The organism is Limnobacter sp. SAORIC-580 (assembly GCF_013004065.1).
GTDB classification, from domain to species: domain Bacteria; phylum Pseudomonadota; class Gammaproteobacteria; order Burkholderiales; family Burkholderiaceae_B; genus Limnobacter; species Limnobacter profundi.
Genome location: NZ_CP053084.1, coordinates 1,969,023 through 1,987,749 on the forward strand (window position 1 = coordinate 1,969,023; position 18,727 = coordinate 1,987,749).

Annotated in this window: 20 protein-coding genes; 6 read left to right on the top strand and 14 right to left on the bottom strand. The window is 51.6% G+C overall.

Going from position 1 to position 18,727, the window contains the following annotated elements; all coding sequences use genetic code 11:
• Window positions 1-175: 175 nt before the first annotated feature.
• Entirely contained in the window at window positions 176-2,770 is a 2,595-nt protein-coding gene (locus HKT17_RS09120) for a chemotaxis protein CheW (RefSeq protein ID WP_171099518.1), read from the top strand.
• Between the two features lies 1 nt (window position 2,771).
• On the opposite strand, the gene HKT17_RS09125 is transcribed toward HKT17_RS09120, so the two are convergent.
• The 7 genes from HKT17_RS09125 to HKT17_RS09155 all read right to left on the bottom strand — a co-directional run bounded on the left by HKT17_RS09125 (window position 2,772) and on the right by HKT17_RS09155 (window position 8,691).
• A complete protein-coding gene (locus HKT17_RS09125; protein WP_171099527.1) occupies window positions 2,772-4,079 on the bottom strand; it encodes a citrate synthase in 1,308 nt (435 codons plus the stop codon).
• A 26-nt stretch (window positions 4,080-4,105) separates the two neighbouring features.
• Complete coding sequence (locus tag HKT17_RS09130) at window positions 4,106-4,378, bottom strand: FAD assembly factor SdhE (RefSeq protein WP_171099530.1); 273 nt, start codon at window positions 4,376-4,378, stop codon at window positions 4,106-4,108.
• Between the two features lie 72 nt (window positions 4,379-4,450).
• Window positions 4,451-5,167 (bottom strand): succinate dehydrogenase iron-sulfur subunit, encoded by a 717-nt coding sequence (locus HKT17_RS09135; RefSeq protein WP_105029332.1) that lies wholly within the window; start codon window positions 5,165-5,167, stop codon window positions 4,451-4,453.
• Window positions 5,168-5,189: 22 nt separating this feature from the next.
• The gene (sdhA, locus tag HKT17_RS09140) at window positions 5,190-6,971 is read right to left on the bottom strand and encodes a succinate dehydrogenase flavoprotein subunit (RefSeq protein WP_171099532.1); all 1,782 of its coding nucleotides are present in this window, start codon (window positions 6,969-6,971) and stop codon (window positions 5,190-5,192) included.
• A 2-nt stretch (window positions 6,972-6,973) separates the two neighbouring features.
• Entirely contained in the window at window positions 6,974-7,354 is a 381-nt protein-coding gene (gene sdhD, locus HKT17_RS09145) for a succinate dehydrogenase, hydrophobic membrane anchor protein (RefSeq protein WP_171101456.1), read from the bottom strand.
• On the bottom strand, window positions 7,354-7,767 hold the full coding sequence (gene sdhC / locus HKT17_RS09150) for a succinate dehydrogenase, cytochrome b556 subunit (protein ID WP_105029335.1): 414 nt from the start codon (window positions 7,765-7,767) through the stop codon (window positions 7,354-7,356). The genes sdhD and sdhC overlap by 1 nt, the downstream gene beginning before the upstream one ends.
• Window positions 7,768-7,962: 195 nt before the next feature.
• Complete coding sequence (locus HKT17_RS09155) at window positions 7,963-8,691, bottom strand: GntR family transcriptional regulator (protein WP_171099534.1); 729 nt, start codon at window positions 8,689-8,691, stop codon at window positions 7,963-7,965.
• 160 nt (window positions 8,692-8,851) lie between these two features.
• Between HKT17_RS09155 and HKT17_RS09160 the strand changes: the two genes are divergently transcribed.
• Complete coding sequence (locus HKT17_RS09160) at window positions 8,852-9,838, top strand: malate dehydrogenase (RefSeq protein ID WP_171099536.1); 987 nt, start codon at window positions 8,852-8,854, stop codon at window positions 9,836-9,838.
• A gap of 87 nt (window positions 9,839-9,925) precedes the next feature.
• The gene (locus HKT17_RS09165) at window positions 9,926-10,903 is read left to right on the top strand and encodes an HpcH/HpaI aldolase/citrate lyase family protein (RefSeq protein WP_105029337.1); all 978 of its coding nucleotides are present in this window, start codon (window positions 9,926-9,928) and stop codon (window positions 10,901-10,903) included.
• Here the strand turns inward: HKT17_RS09165 and HKT17_RS09170 are convergent.
• From HKT17_RS09170 to HKT17_RS09180, 3 genes are read right to left on the bottom strand one after another with little or no spacing between them, the layout of a single operon-like run.
• Window positions 10,900-11,457 (bottom strand): DUF924 family protein, encoded by a 558-nt coding sequence (locus HKT17_RS09170; protein WP_171099538.1) that lies wholly within the window; start codon window positions 11,455-11,457, stop codon window positions 10,900-10,902. The two genes, HKT17_RS09165 and HKT17_RS09170, sit on opposite strands and share 4 nt — an antisense overlap.
• Window positions 11,454-11,738 (bottom strand): DUF1330 domain-containing protein, encoded by a 285-nt coding sequence (locus HKT17_RS09175; RefSeq protein WP_171099540.1) that lies wholly within the window; start codon window positions 11,736-11,738, stop codon window positions 11,454-11,456. The genes HKT17_RS09170 and HKT17_RS09175 overlap by 4 nt, the downstream gene beginning before the upstream one ends.
• A gap of 15 nt (window positions 11,739-11,753) precedes the next feature.
• Entirely contained in the window at window positions 11,754-11,900 is a 147-nt protein-coding gene (locus tag HKT17_RS09180) for a hypothetical protein (protein ID WP_171099542.1), read from the bottom strand.
• 159 nt (window positions 11,901-12,059) lie between these two features.
• Between HKT17_RS09180 and HKT17_RS09185 the strand changes: the two genes are divergently transcribed.
• Both HKT17_RS09185 and rlmF read left to right on the top strand, forming a co-directional pair.
• Complete coding sequence (locus tag HKT17_RS09185) at window positions 12,060-14,072, top strand: AsmA family protein (protein WP_171099544.1); 2,013 nt, start codon at window positions 12,060-12,062, stop codon at window positions 14,070-14,072.
• Window positions 14,069-14,977: a 23S rRNA (adenine(1618)-N(6))-methyltransferase RlmF gene (rlmF, locus tag HKT17_RS09190; RefSeq protein ID WP_171099546.1), complete on the top strand. Its 909-nt coding sequence runs from the start codon at window positions 14,069-14,071 to the stop codon at window positions 14,975-14,977. The genes HKT17_RS09185 and rlmF overlap by 4 nt, the downstream gene beginning before the upstream one ends.
• Window positions 14,978-14,993: 16 nt before the next feature.
• Here the strand turns inward: rlmF and HKT17_RS09195 are convergent, their stop codons facing one another.
• The 4 genes from HKT17_RS09195 to prpR all read right to left on the bottom strand — a co-directional run bounded on the left by HKT17_RS09195 (window position 14,994) and on the right by prpR (window position 17,620).
• Window positions 14,994-15,215 carry a hypothetical protein gene (locus HKT17_RS09195; protein ID WP_008248518.1) on the bottom strand — a complete coding sequence of 74 codons (222 nt, stop codon included), beginning with the start codon at window positions 15,213-15,215 and terminating at the stop codon, window positions 14,994-14,996.
• A gap of 121 nt (window positions 15,216-15,336) precedes the next feature.
• Window positions 15,337-15,495, bottom strand: coding sequence for a YqaE/Pmp3 family membrane protein (locus HKT17_RS09200; RefSeq protein WP_171099549.1), 159 nt, complete (start codon window positions 15,493-15,495; stop codon window positions 15,337-15,339).
• 117 nt (window positions 15,496-15,612) lie between these two features.
• A complete protein-coding gene (gene arfB, locus HKT17_RS09205) occupies window positions 15,613-16,020 on the bottom strand; it encodes an alternative ribosome rescue aminoacyl-tRNA hydrolase ArfB (RefSeq protein WP_171099551.1) in 408 nt (135 codons plus the stop codon).
• A 4-nt stretch (window positions 16,021-16,024) separates the two neighbouring features.
• The gene (gene prpR / locus HKT17_RS09210; protein ID WP_171099553.1) at window positions 16,025-17,620 is read right to left on the bottom strand and encodes a propionate catabolism operon regulatory protein PrpR; all 1,596 of its coding nucleotides are present in this window, start codon (window positions 17,618-17,620) and stop codon (window positions 16,025-16,027) included.
• Between the two features lie 195 nt (window positions 17,621-17,815).
• Here prpR and prpB point away from each other — a divergent pair, with 195 nt between their 5' ends.
• The gene (gene prpB, locus HKT17_RS09215; RefSeq protein ID WP_105029899.1) at window positions 17,816-18,697 is read left to right on the top strand and encodes a methylisocitrate lyase; all 882 of its coding nucleotides are present in this window, start codon (window positions 17,816-17,818) and stop codon (window positions 18,695-18,697) included.
• The last annotated feature ends 30 nt before the right edge of the window (window positions 18,698-18,727 follow it).

The window sequence follows — 18,727 nt, forward strand, 5'->3', positions numbered from 1 at the left end:
GACGCGACCCTAAAACGAAGCCGCATGACTGTCTAAAAATATGTGGTTTTCTGGAAACGGTTTTAAAGAACTCGAACAAGATCCACCCACGCAGGTGATTACCACCCCATGTGGGGATCACCCCGCCACGAATTGATCTGACCATAAGTTGAATTCCAACGGAGGGATAGGGCGAATGACTAGCCGCAAGTATCGGGGTATTGAAATTGACTCCGCACACATCGACATGGCAAAAAATCTGGACAGTGTTGATGAATTGATCGACGAACTGCGAGACCTTCAGGCCAATTGGAATAATTTGAGCCTTCTGGGCGAACTGACCAATGTGGGTGCGGAAATTTCCAGCACCCGACAGCATTTTCAGCGACTGGCGAGCGACCTGACCAATTTTTTGATTGAGCAATCAACACGCCAAGCGGTAGAGCAACTGGCCACGAGAGCACAAAACTCAATCGATATCCTGGTCCGAAACCTTTACGAAAGAACGGCCGACATCGGCTTTCTGGCCACCGACCCGGTGTTTACCCAACGGTGCGTAGAAGCAGCGTACAACCCGTTGACAGAAGACGCCCTTGAACAAACCCGCCAACGAATGCGCAATTACGTGGCCAAATACTCCGTGTATGGCAACGTTATTCTGCTGGATGCCAACGCCCTCGTGATTACAGACATGCGGGAGGCATTGCCGCCAGGCACTGCCATCCAATGGATTCGCCGGGAAGTCGCAGCCAGCCCGCAGTACGCAGAGGCATTTCGCCCTCTTCGGGACGATTCCCCCGACGGGAATAAAAGTCTGATTTATGCCTGGAAAATTGAACTTGGCGGACAAATCAAAGGCTACATTGCGCTGGATTTCAGTCTGAATGAGGAAAGCGATGCGCTATTTTCAAAAGTGATGGGCAAAAGTGCCCGGGAAGACGCAGCAGAGTGGCGTGTATGCGGCGTGACCAATCAGAATGGGGATGTGCTGATTTCCAGTAATCCGCAATACATCGGTACAAACCAGACAATTCGCTTGCCGCAACAGTCAACTTGGGGGGTAACTCAAGTTGGCCCTATGGCCTATCTGGTCTGCATACGATCAACGCGTGGCTATCAGGGCTACACCGGCCCCGGCTGGAGAGGATTTTGTATGGTGCCTTTGAATCACGCATTTGACCACAGCAACTTGACGGAGGATTGTCAGGTTCCCGAATTGCTTCAAAGCAGCGGTCTGATTGATACACGCATTCAGGGCTTTGAAAACCAGGCTGCAGAAATCCAGAAACAATTGAACCGAAGCATTTGGAACGGCAACATGACCCAACGCAATTCAACTTCGGCGCTGGGCAACTCGTTTAGCAAAACCCTGCTTTGGGAAATTGGCCGCGCCGGTGAAAGTACCAAAACACTTTTTACGCAGTCTCTTGAGAAACTGGTGCGCTCCGAAATCAATGGATTTCAAACAGAGCAACAGGCCCGCGCCATGCTGGCCATGGACCTGATGGACAGAAACCTGTATGAACGCGCCAATGATTGTCGCTGGTGGGCTTTAACGCCTGTTCTTGCGCAGGCCCTTACAGATCCGCAAGCGATTGGCGAGGCGTTGGAATGCCTCAAGCACATTCAAAGCCTGTATACGGTTTACACCAATATTGTGCTTCTGAATCGGGACGGACAAATTGTGTGCGACAGCGCAGAACAAGTGCAAGCAGACTCAATGCCGTTGGACACACACTGGCTGAAACAAACCCTGCAACTGAAAAACCAGGCCCATTACTGCGTGTCGGCATTTGAGCCTACCGCCCTGTATCAAAATCGCCCGACTTACATTTACAGTGCTGCCATTTTTGAGAACCCGGACAGCCCAAGCCAAGCGATTGGTGCGATTGCCCTTGTGTTTGACAGTGAGCCTCAGTTTGAAGCGATTTTGAATGAATCCATGGGTGACAGTCGGCACAAGGCTTTCGCATACATTGTGGATGACAAACGAAACGTGATTTCCTCCACCACCCATCTGTACATTGATCAAGGCAAACTCACACTCCCACTGCCCATCGACAGCAAATTCCAAAAGCAGAAAGCCGACCTGGGCTACTTTGAACTGAACGGGCGGCTGATTGCTTACGGTGTGTGTAACTCCGGTGCCTACCGGGAGTACAAAAATGCCGCCGATTGCTACCAAAACGACTTGCAATGTGTTTACGGCCTGGACATTGGAGCCCTGAAGCCAGAGACCAAAGAGAAGGCTGGAGAAATCAGTTTTGACGAGTTTAGACAAGCGGATCAAAAAGAACTTCGGGTAGACATTGCCTCGTTCCGCGTGGGAGGGCATTGGTACGGTATTGACAGCGAGGACGCTGTAGAGGCGTTTTTATGCCGGGAGGTGGTCACCATGCCCAACTCTCCCGCGTGGATTGCAGGAACCACACTTTACAAAAAAGAGGCGATCACAATCGTGGACATCTCAAAAGTTTTGGCTGTAGATTCAGCCGAACACCATGCTGCAAGCCAACGCCAGCAAATGATTCTTCTGAAAACAGGCGGCTCGCAAGCGAAAATTGCACTGGTCGTTGATGAGTTGGGAGAAATACCAAGCCTGCCGGTGATCGCCCTAAATGAGTCAGAAAACCTGACAACTCAGGGAAACATCATTCAGGCCTTGGTCAAAACAAGCAACAACCTGCTGGTGGTTTTGAATACGGAGCAATTACTGAAACAGTTGGAGCAAGGCATAAAAAAAGCCCCTCAGCGAACCAAGGGGCTTTTTCCGGAAGCACTTGCGCGGTGAATTAACGCTGATCGATTGGCTTCACGTTGCGGTGCGCTGCACCGTTGAACAACTGACGTGGACGACCGATTTTGTATTCGGGGTCTGCAATCATTTCGTTCAACTGGGCGATCCAGCCCACGGTGCGGGCCAGCGCGAAAATCGCTGTAAACAGTGGCACAGGAATACCGATCGCCTTTTGAACGATACCGGAATAGAAATCCACGTTCGGGTACAGCTTGCGCTTTACAAAGTATTCGTCTTCCAGCGCAATTTTTTCCAGGGCCATGGCAATCTTGAACAATGGGTCGTCATGCAAGCCCAGCTCGTTCAACACTTCGTGACAGGTTTCACGCATCAGCTTGGCGCGTGGGTCGTAATTCTTGTAAACGCGGTGGCCAAAGCCCATCAAGCGAACGCCTGAATCCTTGTCTTTCACCTTGGCAATGAAATCGCCAATTTTCTCAACGCCGCCATTGGCCTGAATTTCAGTCAGCATGTTCAAGCAGGCTTCGTTAGCGCCACCATGTGACGGGCCCCACAGACATGCTACGCCGGCCGCAATTGCAGCAAAAGGATTCGTACCAGATGATGCACACAGGCGAACTGTAGAAGTGGAAGCATTTTGCTCGTGATCGGCATGCAAAATGAAAATACGATCCATGGCGCGCACCAGCACGTCGTTGACCTGGTACTCTTCGCACGGATTGCCAAACATCATGCGCATGAAGTTGGCGGTGTAGCTAAGTTCATTCTTGGGGTAAATATTGGGTGCGCCAATGCCATATTTGTAGGCCATGGCCACCAGGGTTGGCATTTTGGCAATCAAGCGGATTGCAGAAATGTCACGCTGGTTTTTGTCCAGCAGGTTCATGGAATCTGGGTAGAAAGCAGACATACCGCCCACCAGACCAGTCATCACCGCCATGGGGTGTGCATCGCGGCGGAAACCACGCAGGAAGAAGTTCATCTGCTCGTTGACCATGGTGTGCTTGGTCACCAGGTCGTCAAACGTATGCTTTTCAGCAACATTGGGCAATTCACCGTTCAGCAGCAAATAGCACACATCCATGAAGTCGCAGTGCTGAGCCAGTTGCTCAATGGGGTAGCCGCGATACAGCAGCTCGCCCTTGTCACCGTCAATGTAGGTAATGGATGAATTGCAAGAGGCTGTGGACAGGAAGCCTGGGTCGTAAGTGAATTTGCCAGTGGATCCGTACAGCTTTCGGATGTCGATCACATCGGGACCAATGGTACCTTTGTGAATGGGAAATTCTACCGAGGGGGTGCCGTCAGTAAACGACAGCGTGGCCTTGTGTTCTGTGCTCATCGGATTTCCTTCTAATGGGATTGAAATTAAAGTTCTCGCATCATCTGGATCACCTTGCGCACATCCGGTGTATCCAGATTCCCTTCCGGCTCTTTTCGGCCCAGGAATAGGTCAAGCAGGACGTTGTCAACCTCCTCAAACAGTACAGTCAAGGCCTGCACGTCATCGTTGGTCAGTTCCATTTCATGCTTGTCGAAAAATCGTTCGATAATCAGGTCGTTTTCCAATAGGCCTCGCCTTGCGCGCCAGCGTAAACGGGCACGTTGAGTTGGATCCGCCTGATGACTCTGATTAGACATAAACTACAACAAAAAAAACGGGGTTTTGCAGTGCACAACCCCGATTTGAATAAAAAAATCCGAACAAGGGTTCTAGACGGCGCGACGCACCATCAATTCCTTGATCTTGCCAATTGCCTTGGTCGGGTTCAAGCCCTTCGGACACACGTCTACACAGTTCATGATGGTGTGGCAGCGGAACAAACGGTATGGGTCTTCCAGGTTGTCCAGACGCTCACCCGTGGTTTGATCACGGCTGTCGGCAATGAAACGGTAAGCTTGCAGCAAACCGGCCGGGCCTACGAACTTGTCAGGGTTCCACCAGAACGATGGGCAGCTGGTTGAACAGCATGCGCACAAAATACATTCGTACAGACCATCCAGTTCTTCGCGCTCTTCGGGTGACTGCAAACGCTCCTTTTCAGGAGGGGGGGTGTCGTTCACCAGGTAAGGCTTGATGGAGTGGTACTGCTTGAAAAACTGGGTCATGTCGACGATCAGGTCGCGCACTACCGGCAAACCTGGAAGCGGTTTGAGCACGATGGGCTGCTTCAGGTCGCGCAGGTTGGTAATACAAGCCAAACCGTTTTTGCCGTTGATGTTCATGGCATCAGAACCGCACACGCCTTCACGGCATGAACGGCGATAGGCCAGTGATTCATCCACGTCGCTCTTGATGCGCATCAGCGCGTCGAGCAACATTTTATCGGTTGGCTCCAGCTCAACTTCCAGCTTTTGCATTTTTGGCGCTTCGCCGGTATCCGGGTCGTAGCGATAAATTTCAAAACGTACGATTCTCTTTTCGCTCATTTTCTGTACCTCTTAACCTTGATTAGAACGTCCGCTTTTTGGGCTGGAAGGTTTCAACTGTCATTGGCTTCAGGTTCACTGGCTTGTAGTCCAGGCGATTGCCCTCGGAGTACCACAGGCTGTGACGCATCCACTTGTCATCATCGCGTTCAGGGAAATCGCGGTGGGCGTGCGCACCACGGCTTTCTTCACGGGCTGCGGCGGACACCATGGTGGCCTTCGCAGTTTCCTGCAAGTTGGCCAGTTCCAATGCTTCTACCAAAGCAGTGTTAAACACTTTGGACTTGTCTTTCAAGTGAATGTGCTCGGCTTGTGCGGCCAGATCGTTGATCTTGCTCACGCCCGCTTCCATCAACTCGGTGGTGCGGAACACGCCACAGTGGTACTGCATGCCCTTGCGAATCGCATCGGCTACCACACGAACATTTTCACCGCTGGTCGATGTCATCAGCTTGTCAACGCGTGCCATGGTCAGGTCAGTGCCATCGGCCGGCAATTCTTTGTGGCTGCGGGCTTTCAGGTTACTGTTCACAATGTGGTTACCTGCTGCACGACCAAATACGATCAAATCGAGCAAGGAGTTGGTACCCAAACGGTTTGCACCGTGAACGGATACGCAGGCACATTCACCGATGGCATACATGCCATTGATGATTTCGCTGGGGCCGCCCGGTACTTTGGGAGCCACAACCTGGCCGTACACATTGGTTGGAATGCCGCCCATTTGGTAGTGAATGGTTGGCACCACAGGAATTGGTTCTTTGATCGGGTCTACGTTGGCGAACTTGATCGCGATTTCGCGAATCGAGGGCAAACGCTTCATGATGGTGTCGGCACCCAGGTGATCGAGCTTCAACAACACGTAATCTTTGTTGGGACCACAACCGCGGCCTTCCTTGATTTCCTGGTCCATGGAACGTGACACAAAGTCGCGTGGAGCCAAGTCTTTCAAGGTTGGAGCGTAACGTTCCATGAAACGCTCGCCTTCGCTGTTGAGCAAAATACCGCCTTCGCCGCGAACACCCTCAGTCACCAGAACACCTGCACCAGCCACACCAGTTGGGTGGAACTGCCAGAACTCCATGTCTTCCAGAGGAATGCCAGCGCGGGCTGCCATGCCCATGCCGTCACCAGTGTTGATAAACGCGTTGGTGGATGCATCCCAGATGCGGCCTGCACCACCGGTGGCAAACACGGTGGTTTTGGCTTCCAGCACCATCATCTCGCCGGTTTCCATTTCCAGGGCGGTTACACCCACCACGTCACCGTCGGCATCACGAATAATGTCAAGCGCCATCCACTCTACAAAGAACTGGGTGCGCGCGCGTACGTTGCGCTGGTACAAAGTGTGCAACAGGGCGTGACCTGTGCGGTCGGCAGCCGCGCAAGCGCGCTGAACCGGCTTTTCACCGAAGTTAGCTGTGTGGCCACCAAATGGGCGCTGATAAATCGTGCCATCTGGGTTGCGGTCAAAGGGCATGCCAAAGTGTTCAAGCTCGTAAACCACTTTGGGCGCTTCACGACACATGAATTCGATTGCATCCTGGTCGCCCAGGTAGTCAGAACCTTTCACGGTGTCGAACATGTGCCAGTACCAGCTGTCGTCGGACATATTGCCCAGCGACGCGCCGATACCACCCTGCGCAGCCACGGTGTGTGAACGCGTGGGGAATACTTTGGACAGCACGGCTACATTCAGACCAGCCTCTGCCAACTGGAGCGAACAGCGCATGCCCGCGCCACCCGCACCTACGATCACCGCGTCGAATTTGCGACGAGGAAGGGAAGTTTTAACTGCAGTCACTTTTAGACCCTCCAGAGAATGTCAGCAGCGTAACCGGCTGCACCGAGCAACCACAACGCCGTAAAAACTTGCAATGTAAGGCGAATGCCGGTGGGCTTGACATAGTCCATCCAGATGTCGCGAATACCAATGTAAGCGTGATAGCACAGCGACAGAATGGCCAGCAGTGCAAGAATTTTGCCCAAGGGGAAAGACAAAACCGTGAAGTTGAAGAAACCGACCCACTTCGCGTAGTCAAGATCGGGGGTAAACAGCACGGCCAGGAACAGACCGATTGTGTACACCGCCATGATGACCGCTGTAATGCGTTGAGCCACCCATTCTTTCAGGCCGTAATGTGCGCCAACCACCAGGCGCTTGGAACCAATGTTATTGCCCATGATTAAAACACTCCGAACAGTTTCAGGCCGAACAAGGCGGTCAGGCTCAAACTGACAGCAAACACAATACCCGCACTTTTGCTGGCTGCGTACTTTTCAGTGCCCACATGCATGTCGAGCACCAGGTAACGAATGCCCGCAGCAAAGTGATGCAGATACGACCAGATCAGGCCGAGCAATACAATTTTGACCAGCGGGCTGCTGACCAGGGATTGCATTTCAAGGAAGGTGAGTTCGGAAGTGATGCTTTTGTCGAAAAGCGGCAGGAGAATGACTGGAAGCGCCAGGAACAGCACAGCGCCACTGACGCGGTGCAAAATGGACAGCTTGCCCGCCAAGGGTAGCCTGTACTTCAGGATTTGTGTGACATGTATGTTCCGGTATTCCGGACGTTTCTTCGCAACAGTGTTTGACATGCTCGTGTTCTTATAAAAGTGATTGGAAAACGGGCTTTTACCCTAGGCCTTCCGGCCTGAATCCTTTAAAAAAACCAATATCGGACAACGATATATTTTGAACCAAATCAGCAAAGCCTTAAAGCGGGAAGTTTTTGATTTTGAGCACCAAATGACGCAAATGCATTCTTTTGCCCGCTAAAGACTTGTATCAATTCAATACAATTCATTCCTGTATGAAAATTTGTCGGTCAAGTACCAGCCACGACGAAGCTCTACCGGCTTATCAGCATACGTCATTGAAAGGCGCTCGACCAGCAGCAAGGGAGTACCTACCCCAACCTGCAAAATGTCAGCATGCTCTTGCTGTGCACTGACTGCCTTAATGTGCTCGTTGGCCCTCAACATGCGCACATTAAAGCTGCTTTCAAGGAAACCATACAGGGTGGAATTCCACTGCTGAAGACGTTCAAGAGTAAGGCCTTTGTATTGGGAAGCCGGCAGCCAGATTTCATCAAAAATACGGGGTACACCATCGAAGCGCATTACTCGCTTGACTACGAATACGGAATCACTGGGTTTGATGTCGAGCAATTTGGCAATTTGCGAACTTGCACGAACCCGCTCTACAGACAAATAGGTGGATTTGGGCTTTACGCCAGGCTCTTCGTCGGCGGCAAGACGCAGGAACCGATATTCTGACTTGGCCTCGTTGTGCGTGGCAACAAAAGTACCCCGCCCCTGCTTGCGATCGACTAGGTTTTCAGCGGCAAGCTCGTCAATTGCTTTGCGCACCGTGCCCTGACTGACACCATAACGGGCAGCAAGCTCGGTTTCAGACGGAATAAGCTCACCCGGCTTCCATTCGCCGTCTTGAAGGCTTTTGAGCAGCAAACCTTTGATTTGCTGATAAAGCGGGCTGAACGTTGGGTTAACGGGTTGCAAATTGTGTCTCGGTCTTGTTTTTTCGGATTATTGTGTATCTTATATCTTATAGATGACTTTTAGAAGTTAATCCCCTCTAAACCACCAAGTTAGTCAACAAGGTGTCAGCGTTTGGCGCTAAACTATGGCCTTCGATTTTTAATCCTTTGGAGTGTTTGACATGACCAAACCCGCAATGCGAGTTGCCGTTACAGGCGCTGCCGGCCAAATTGGCTACAGCTTGTTGTTCCGTATCGCCAATGGCGACATGCTGGGCAAAGACCAGCCCGTAATTTTGCAGTTGCTGGACATTACCCCCGCCCTGCCCGCAGTGAAGGGTGTGGTCATGGAACTGGAAGACTGTGCATTCCCGTTGCTGCAAGGCGTGGTGATTACAGATGACCCCGCAACCGCTTTCAAAGACGTAGACGTAGCACTGCTGGTTGGCGCACGCCCACGCAGCAAAGGCATGGAACGCAAAGACCTGCTCGAAGCCAACGGCGCAATTTTCACAGTTCAGGGCAAAGCACTGAACGACAACGCCAAGCGTAGCGTGAAAGTACTGGTTGTGGGCAACCCAGCGAACACCAACGCCTACATTGCACAACAGTCTGCCCCCGATCTGGACCCGAACTGCTTCACCTCCATGCTGCGCCTGGACCACAACCGTGCGTTGAGCCAAGTAGCCGCCAAAACCGGCAAGCCGGTTGCTTCAATCGAGAAGCTGGCAGTTTGGGGCAACCACTCACCCACCATGTACGCTGACTACCGCTTTGCGACCATCGATGGCGCATCTGTGAAGGACATGATCAACGATCAGGAATGGAACGCCAACACTTTCTTGCCAACAGTAGGCAAGCGTGGTGCGGCCATTATCGAAGCACGCGGCCTGTCCTCTGCGGCCTCTGCTGCCAATGCTGCGATCGACCACGTTCGTGACTGGGTTCTGGGCACCAACGGCAAGTGGGTAACCATGGGTATTCCTTCTGACGGTTCTTACGGCATTCCTGAAAAAACCCAGTTCGGCTTCCCTGTGACCTGTGCCAACGGTAAGTTTGAAATCGTGAAGGGCCTGGAAATCGATGCATTCAGCCAAGAGCGCATCAACATTACCCTGAACGAACTGATGGAAGAACGCGAAGGCGTGAAGCACTTGCTGGGCAAGTAATTTACGAGCATTTCGTGATAAAAAGGGCCAGCAGAGATGCTGGCTTTTTTTATTTGCATTTGAAAGAACACTGCGAAGGACTAGCGCGTGAAGAAGCACAACCTGGATTTGGCAAACATTTCCACAATTTTGTACAGCGAAGACCACGCACAGGTGAACCTGCCGGTGTGTGACCACTACACAGGCCGCCCCAAGTATTTTGAGAAGGCTTTGCAGATTCGCGCCGAAATTGGAGCCTGCTTCGACATTACGCTGGACTTGGAAGATGGCGCTGTGGTGGGCCATGTGACCGAAATTGCAACATGGGCTGCACAAAGCCTGGTCGATTTTTCAGCACGATACGGTGGCGAAACGCGCAGACCGGGCGTTCGACTGCACCCGGTGCAAGACCCTGCGTTTGAACAGGAGTTGCCAATTGTGTTGCGCGAAGGTGTGCCCTTGCCCGCTTACTTGATGCTACCGAAGCCTGAAAACTTTGACGACGTCAAACTGGCGATTGGCCGTATTCGTGAACAATGCGCCAAGGCGGGCGTTGAAGCGCCACCCATGCACGTGTTGATTGAAACCCACGGAGCCCTGGCGGCTGTGCATCAAATTGCAGGTCTTGAAGAAGTTGAATCACTTTCGTTCGGAATAATGGATTTCATTTCGAGCCACCGGAGTGCAATTCCCAAAACCGCTTTGAATTCGCCGGGTCAATTCGAAAACCCGCTGGTGCGCAGGGCAAAACTTGAAATTTCAGCAGCCTGCCATCGATTTGGCAAAGTGCCCTCGCACAACGTGACCCGCAATATTCGTCAGCCAGAAATGGCGGCCGAGGACGCGACTCGTGCTAAACGCGATTTCGGCTTCACACGAATGTGGAGCATTCATCCGGATCAGATTGTTCACATTGTATCGGCCATGCTGCCCACCGATTCCGAGGTGGATGAAGCGGTGCTGGTATTGACCGAGGCGCAGAAAGCTGAATGGGGGCCGATTCAGATCAAGGGTGAACTGCATGACCGTGCCAGCTACAGATACTTTTTTGAAGTGCTCAATGCGCGATCAAACCGCGGTGGCTAAAAACTTGACCCCGGTTGTTTTAAAAACTCGAGCTCTTCAGGGGTGGACTCTCGATTCAGGATTCTGTTTCGATGTGGATATCGCCCAAACCTGTCAATGATTTCCTTGTGTCGAAGCTCAAAGTTGTGGTTATTCTCGGGAGCCCATTCTCGGTACAAGCGCTCGGCGTGAACATGAATAAGCCGTGACTCGCTGTGCATGTAAGGTAAAAGCAAAAATGCCCTTTCATCGGGAGTCAAGTCGTTTAACACACCCGTCGCAACTGCTTCTTGGGCGAGGGCCAAGGCCATCGAATCCTGAGCGAATGCTGAGGGTGTATTGCGGTACACGTTGCGAGAAAACTGATCTAGAACAATGATTTCTGCGAGACGTCCTCTGGCTGAGGCACGCCATGAGAAAAACTCACTCTTGGCAGCCTTCAAAAGGGTTTCTCCGTAACGCAGACGAATTTGTTCGTCAAATTTTGGGTCGGCCGACCACCAGGATTTCGGATCTATGTCCTCAAACCAAAACTGGAGAATTTCTCGAGCTGCAGGATCAAGCAAGTGATTCAAGCCTCGTATGTGGTTAACAACACCTGGGCCGCAGCCTCGCGAAGCGGTATAAGCACCTGGTAAGCATTCGATTGAAACCAGCCATGGGCTGCATCCAGCGTTGGGAAACGTATCACCACGATGTCGCTGAAGGCATTTTGGAGTGCCAAATCTGCGGTCTTAACACCCCTGAAAACCAATTCCGCATTCCAGGCAGCAAGAGTGCCGGGCACTTGGTCCCGATACTCTTGCCACTTGAGTGGATCGATGATGTTGATTTGACCAACCACGTAAGCACTCATAACAGGAAAACCGTTTTAGCAGTTGCCTTTTTTAGCTTGCCCGGGTGGGCAATGACCGCCGCCATGGCCACCCGGATCAACCACGACAGAACCCGCAGGGGTGTACACTGCACAACTGCTCAAAGCGAACATCAATGCAATCATGGAAAACAATGTTTTCATGTTTCATACTTCCTGAATAAAAGAAATCAATCGAATTGAGATATTCCGTATAACGGGTACAACACACTTAGGTTGACTGCTTCTTGCCAGTATGCGTTAAGCACAGCAAGAAGTGCGAGGCAACAACCGAATTCTTGCACCAGAGAATCAGGACAACACTTGAAAAGAACACCGATTACCTTAAAGCTTTACCAGCAAAAGCCTTTTCGAATAATGGCTTGGGCGACACTGGCCTTGCTTGTTTTGGCTGTGGGTATATTTGAACTAATGGGATGGCCCTTTTTGGCCAAACCAGCCGAGCAATGGCTGAGTAAAACACTTGAAAGAGATATTCAACTGACGAAACCGGATGAAAGTGACCCCCGGTTTAAACTGCGCTTGATTGGTGGCGTTCGATTGAGCTTGAATCATTTTGAGGTGGACGCACCTGCCTGGAGCCAGTCGCCTTTTATGGTTAGAGCGGAAAACGTGTCTGTTGGATTGCGCTATGTTGATCTGATCAAGTGGGCCAACACGCCAGGATCTGCCTTGAGAATCAAGTCGTTAACAGCCACATTGCTGAACGGCAATTTCGAACGCCTGAAAGACGGGCGAGCATCGTGGCAATTTACCAAAAACGAACCAGACACAGGGCCTGCCCCTGCCCCGGAGTTTGGTTTGTTGGCCATTCAGAAAGGCCAAATCACCTATCGGGATGAGCCCCTTGATCTTGATCTGGATGCAACACTGAGCCTACAGGAAGGAGAGATTGGAGCCGATGCGCTAACTGTGATGGCACTGGGTTCGTATCAAGGTAAAAAGCTTGATATACAACTGAAATCAACCGGTGTACTGCCTTGGGTGGCCAAGCAAGGCAAGCCAATTCCGGTGGAGTTGAACGTGTCTTTGGGGCGAGCCCGATTGGACTTTAAGGGGAACGCCGCCGATGCGCTGGGTATGCAGCAACTGTCTGGACAATTTGCAGTAAGTGGATCATCCCTGGCCGCGGCAGGCCAGGCGCTAGGAGTCACGTTGCCAAACACGCCAGCCTTTCGTACGGAAGGCAATTTGGTGCGTGATGCAAGCAACTGGCAAGTCAATATTGACAACGCAACAATCGGCAGCAGTCGTTTGAACGGGCGCTTTGTTTATGAAGGTGGAAAAACACAACCCCTTCTGACCGGAGAACTCAAAGGAGCGTCGCTGGTACTGGCTGACCTGGGCCCTACCGTAGGCGCACCGGCTGAAAAACAAGTTGCAGCAGCCACAAACCAAGGCAGAGTGTTGCCGGACAAACCCTTTGACCTGCCCTCCCTGAGAGCGATGGATGCTGATGTAAAAATTGACATCGACAATCTGGATTTGGGCAGCGAGATATTGAAGCCACTTCGACCCTTGCGGGCACATTTGGCTGTCACTGAGGGTGTTTTGATCATTTCAGACATTCAGGCAAAAACAGCAAAGGGCGAACTTGCTGGCTCGGTGCAATTGGATGGGCGAGAAGATATCGCTATTTGGAATGTGGACCTGAATTGGGCCAATGTGCAGCTTGAGCAATGGCTGAACATACCAAGGGCAGGCAATGAGCTGCCTTATGTAACCGGCACCATGAATGGTGCTGCCAAACTGAGTGGGCAAGGCCGCTCGACTGCTGAAATACTGGGTAGCCTGGCTGGCAATGTACGAACACAGGTGCGCAATGGCACCATGTCGCATTTGATCGTTGAGGCTGCTGGCCTGGACGCTGCCGAGGCGCTCGGTGTTTGGTTTCGGGGTGATGACGTGTTGCAAATGACCTGTGCGTTTGCCGATCTGGATGCAAACAATGGCGTACTGCAACCCAGGGTATTTGTGATTGATACTCAAGACTCTGCAATGTGGGTCAATGGCAGTATTTCGATGAAAACAGAAGCCTTGAATTTGAGGGTGGTTGTAACACCCAAAGACTTCAGTCCGGTTAGCTTGCGTACGCCTTTGCTGATCACTGGCACCATGGGCTCACCCGATGTATCCCTTGAAAAAGGTCCAATTGCGGGCAAAGTGGCTGGCGCGGTGTTGCTGTCGCTGCTAAACCCGTTTGCCGCATTGATTCCATTTGTGGACACAGGTGCGCCCGATTCTACCGAGAATGCCAACAAAACCGGTTGCTATGATTTGGCGGCGCGCAGCAAGGCCCAGCGAGAGAAAAATTGACCAAAACACTTCACCCCAATAACGCGCACAAAGACGGTTACGATTTCGATGCCTTGGTGTTGACTTCCCCTGCCCTGAAAAAATTTGTTAAGCCCAATAACCATGGCCGAAACTCCATCGATTTCGCCTCGCCTGCTGCCGTGAAAGCTTTGAATTGCGCACTGCTGAAACACCACTACGGCATCTCGGAGTGGAACGTGCCAGAGGGCTACCTGTGCCCTCCGATCCCCGGCAGGGTGGATTACATTCATTACGCGGCAGATTTGCTGTCGAGCTGCGGGATTAAGGCATCAGATTCAAGGCAGGTAAAAATGCTGGACATCGGCACAGGGGCCAACGGCATTTATTCATTACTGGCAGCAAAAGTATACGGCTGGCACTGCACTGGCAGTGAAATTGACCCGGTTGGCTTGAAGAACCTTGCCTCGGTGCTGGATAAAAACGACGACTTGAAGCGCCTGATTGATCTGCGGCTGCAGCGGGATAAACGGAAAATATTGGAAGGTGTGATCAAGCCAGGGGAGAAATTTGACCTGAGCGTATGCAACCCGCCGTTTCACGCCTCACAAAAAGAAGCCATAAAAAGCAATCAACGAAAAGTGAATAGTCTGGCTTTTAATCGTGGAGAAAAACCAGGTTCAAAAGCACCTGCGGGCTTGAATTTTGGTGGGCAGAAGAATGAATTGTGGTGCGAGGGTGGGGAAATTGGTTTTCTGCAAACCATGATCAACGAGAGCGCGCAATTTGGTAAACAATGCAGATGGTTTACCACGCTGGTGTCAAAGGCCGAAAATGTACCGCAAGCCAAATGGCATATGCGCAATGCGGGTGCACGGGATATTCTTGAAGTTGAAATGGAACAAGGCAACAAGACCACGCGCATTGTGGCGTGGTCATTTGTTTAGTTGAACGCTGGACAAACTAGCGGCGGCGACCACCCACCAGCAGCAGGAAAGCGCCGGCGACAATTGCACCCACGCCTGCCCACATGGGAACATTGACCTCTTTTTCCTGATCCACCGTGATCTCGAGTGAACCAATTTTTGCTGCGGTTGACTCTTCGGTGTAGCTAAAGCCCCCGTAGACCAGTCCCAAGGTGCCGGCAACAATCAACAGAATTCCAATCAGTTTGGTGGCTTGCATCTTGTTTTCCTGAATGTTGTGAATGAGAGGGTATTAACGGGCTGCGAACAAGAACGGCATACAGAATAATTTGTAAAACGGAACACTCCAAGGGCAGTGTTCCTGCGCAAGCAGCAAGCGGCTACTTTTTGGCAATGATATACACGGCGTGAACAATGCCGGGAATGTAGCCGAGCAAAGTCAGAATGATGTTGATCCAGAAATGCTTGCCCAGCCCTTCTTGAAGAAACACGCCCAGTGGAGGCAACAAGATGGCGATCAGTATGCGAATAAGGTCCATTGATTCTCCCGAAAAATAGTTTGAACAAAAATTGCCAGTGTTTTTTATACACGATAAAGACAAATGTTTGTTATTTTCGGTCGCGTACAACAGCTTGTGTTCTGTCACGGGCAACGATTAATCCTGGACCTTTCCACGCAGCGCCTTGACCTGCCCCCGAATGCTTTTGCCTTCCAACCTGCGACGTTTTGAACCCAGGGTGGGTCGGGTTTCACGGCGAACCTTGACAGGTTTGGCAACCTCGACAAGCAGCTCGTTCAAGCGTGCAAGGGCTTCTACCCGATTTTGTTCTTGACTGCGCGTGGTTTGAGCTTTGATGACAATAACACCGTCTTTGGTCAAACGTTGGTCTTGCAGAGCCAGTAATTTTTCCTTGATGAATTCAGGCAAAGACGATGAACGAATGTCAAAACGCAGATGAATGGCACTGGACACTTTGTTGACATTTTGACCACCTGCGCCTTGGGCGCGAATGGCGGTGAATTCGACATCCGATTCAGTCAAGGTGGGTGGCGTGTATGACATGTTGTTAGCTGCCCTTATTTAAACGCCAAACCGTAGACCTGCTAATGCCCAAACCTTCAGCCACTTTATTGGCCTTGCCACCGACCAGGTTTAATGCCTGACGGACAATGCTTGTGCGCTCCGACATAGGCGCCCTGCTGTAGGCCAAGGCCAAGGCATTCATATTGCTCATTGAATCGAGAAAATTGATGTGCTGCAAAGGTGACGTGGTCGAATTCTCCACGCCCACAAGCAGGTCTGGAAACCAGGTGCGCCAGGACGACAGATCACTTTCTTGCAACATCAACACAGCCGCCCTGCGACACACATTCTTCAATTGACGGATATTGCCTGGCCAAGGCAAGGATTGAAGAACTGGCAAAGCCAGTTGAAGAAACTCATCAAATTTCGATTTGCTGACACGCACTGGCGTGGTCCTTAAAAAGTAGCCCGCCAATTCGCCAATGTCTTCGGTACGTTCTCGCAGTGGTGGGATATGGATCAGCATTTCATTCAGCCGGAAATAAAGGTCTTCGCGAAAGCGCCCTTCTTCAACGGCTTGCTGCAAATTCACGTTGCTGGCCGCCAGCAAACGAAAATCAACTTTGCGGGATGAGGCAGAACCAATTCGGCGCACTGTGTTGTCCTCGAGAATGCGCAGCAGCCTGGTTTGAAAAGCCAAAGGCATGTCACCAATTTCATCGAGAAACACGGTGCCCCCCTGTGCGCTTTCAAACATGCCCGCGCGCCCACCTTTCACGGCCCCTGAAAATGCACCCTCTTCATAACCAAACAGCTCGCTTTCAAGCAAGCTCTCTGTGAGCGATGCACAATTGATTGCGACAAATGGCTTTCCTGCGCGAGGGCTGGCGCTGTGGATGGATTGGGCCACCAACTCCTTGCCCACGCCGGTTTCACCCTGAATTAGTACGGAAAAATCGATACTGCCACACAGGCGGATCGTATTGCGCAGCTTTTCAACTGCCCGGCTATTGCCAATCAGGTCTTGTTCGGTGTGGTACGTATAAGCCTGACTGTTTCGGCGCACTCCGCCTGAAGCTTTGGCACTGGCCAGCCGTATGGCTTCCTCAAAGGCTTTGACAACACCTTGCCGGGAATAAATCAGAATGGCTTCCATGCCCATTTCTTGTGCGATTTCGGTGACCAAGCCCGACCCCACCACCACCTTCACACCCAGCTGCGCCAATTCCCGCACGGCGCGACGCGCGTCCTCCGGTGTACGATAAGTTCGGGTACTCAAGGGCACATCAAACGCTCGGGCAAACTGCTCCAGCTCATCAAACGAATGTTCGTAACTGACCAAGCCCACTGCCGCGGACGCTTTTCTGGCTGATGCCAAGGCTTGCATCACATCAAAACCGTCCGTACGAATAATGACCAGCGGCGCCTCAAGCTGGTTCTGCAAGAATGCGCCGTTTGAACCCGCGGCGATGAATACATCGGCCGTGTCGGTGTAGTAACGATGACGTGCATACGCCAAGGCATCTTCATAGGCCTTGGGCACCAATTCAATGTTGGCTGAACCGCTGTAGTCGCGGGCAATCTCCCGCAATGTACCAGCCAATGCGCTGATGCTGAACACCACAATTCTGGGTTTCATTCAAAACACCTTAAGTTTCATTTGAAACACTCAACCGTTTCATTTTATACAAATGTGTTTCAAAACACCATAAAATTATTCTTGTAATTACTTGATATTAATACGCCAAATTATTGATCTTATTTGAATAATCTATTATTTTTGTTGACTGGCACGAACCCTGCACCACACAGAACATACAACAAGGAGAACACCATGACCCAACATTCCGCAGGCGCCCGTTTTCGCCAGGCAGTGAAAGAAGAACAACCTTTGCAAGTGATTGGCGCAATCAATGCCAACCACGCATTGCTGGCCAAGCGTGCCGGCTTCAAAGCCATTTACCTGAGCGGCGGCGGCGTGGCGGCTGGTTCACTGGGTCTGCCCGACCTGGGCATTTCAGGACTGGATGACGTACTGACCGACGTGCGGCGAATTACCGATGTGTGTGACACCCCATTGCTGGTGGATGTCGACACTGGCTTTGGCTCATCAGCCTTCAATATCGCTCGTACCACCAAGGCCATGATGAAAGCCGGCGCTGCCGCCATGCACATTGAAGACCAAGTGGGCGCCAAACGCTGTGGCCACCGCCCCGGCAAAGCGATTGTGACCCAAGCTGAAATGGTGGACCGCATCAAAGCGGCCGTGGATGCCCGTGGTTCAGACGACTTCGTGATCATGGCGCGTACAGATGCATTGGCCGTGGAAGGTTTGCAATCGGCGATTGACCGTGCTTGCGCCTGCGTGGAAGCCGGTGCCGACATGATTTTCCCGGAAGCAATGACTGAACTGAGCATGTACCAGCAATTTGTGGACGCTGTGAAGGTGCCTGTGTTGGCCAACATCACTGAATTTGGTTCAACCCCACTGTTTACCACCGAAGAACTGAAAGGCGTGGGCGTAGGCTTGGTGCTTTACCCCTTGAGCGCCTTCCGCGCCATGAACAAAGCAGCACAGAACGTGTATGAAGCGGTGCGCCGCGATGGCACCCAGAAGAACGTACTGGACACCATGCAAACCCGCATGGAGCTGTATGACAGCATTGGCTACCACGACTTCGAGCAGAAACTGGACGCTCTTTTTCAGCAGAAATAACTTTAATTAAACAATATAAACAATTGTTAT

What these genes read in the sequence shown, in the direction of transcription:
- HKT17_RS09120 (WP_171099518.1), top strand. Translation starts at nt 176, where the DNA reads ATGACTAGCCGCAAGTATCGGGGTATTGAAATTGACTCCGCACACATC.
- HKT17_RS09125 (WP_171099527.1), bottom strand. Translation starts at nt 4,079, where the DNA reads ATGAGCACAGAACACAAGGCCACGCTGTCGTTTACTGACGGCACCCCC.
- HKT17_RS09130 (WP_171099530.1), bottom strand. Translation starts at nt 4,378, where the DNA reads ATGTCTAATCAGAGTCATCAGGCGGATCCAACTCAACGTGCCCGTTTA.
- HKT17_RS09135 (WP_105029332.1), bottom strand. Translation starts at nt 5,167, where the DNA reads ATGAGCGAAAAGAGAATCGTACGTTTTGAAATTTATCGCTACGACCCG.
- sdhC (WP_105029335.1), bottom strand. Translation starts at nt 7,767, where the DNA reads ATGTCAAACACTGTTGCGAAGAAACGTCCGGAATACCGGAACATACAT.
- HKT17_RS09160 (WP_171099536.1), top strand. Translation starts at nt 8,852, where the DNA reads ATGACCAAACCCGCAATGCGAGTTGCCGTTACAGGCGCTGCCGGCCAA.
- HKT17_RS09175 (WP_171099540.1), bottom strand. Translation starts at nt 11,738, where the DNA reads ATGAGTGCTTACGTGGTTGGTCAAATCAACATCATCGATCCACTCAAG.
- HKT17_RS09180 (WP_171099542.1), bottom strand. Translation starts at nt 11,900, where the DNA reads ATGAAAACATTGTTTTCCATGATTGCATTGATGTTCGCTTTGAGCAGT.
- HKT17_RS09195 (WP_008248518.1), bottom strand. Translation starts at nt 15,215, where the DNA reads ATGCAAGCCACCAAACTGATTGGAATTCTGTTGATTGTTGCCGGCACC.
- HKT17_RS09200 (WP_171099549.1), bottom strand. Translation starts at nt 15,495, where the DNA reads ATGGACCTTATTCGCATACTGATCGCCATCTTGTTGCCTCCACTGGGC.
- arfB (WP_171099551.1), bottom strand. Translation starts at nt 16,020, where the DNA reads ATGTCATACACGCCACCCACCTTGACTGAATCGGATGTCGAATTCACC.
- prpR (WP_171099553.1), bottom strand. Translation starts at nt 17,620, where the DNA reads ATGAAACCCAGAATTGTGGTGTTCAGCATCAGCGCATTGGCTGGTACA.
- prpB (WP_105029899.1), top strand. Translation starts at nt 17,816, where the DNA reads ATGACCCAACATTCCGCAGGCGCCCGTTTTCGCCAGGCAGTGAAAGAA.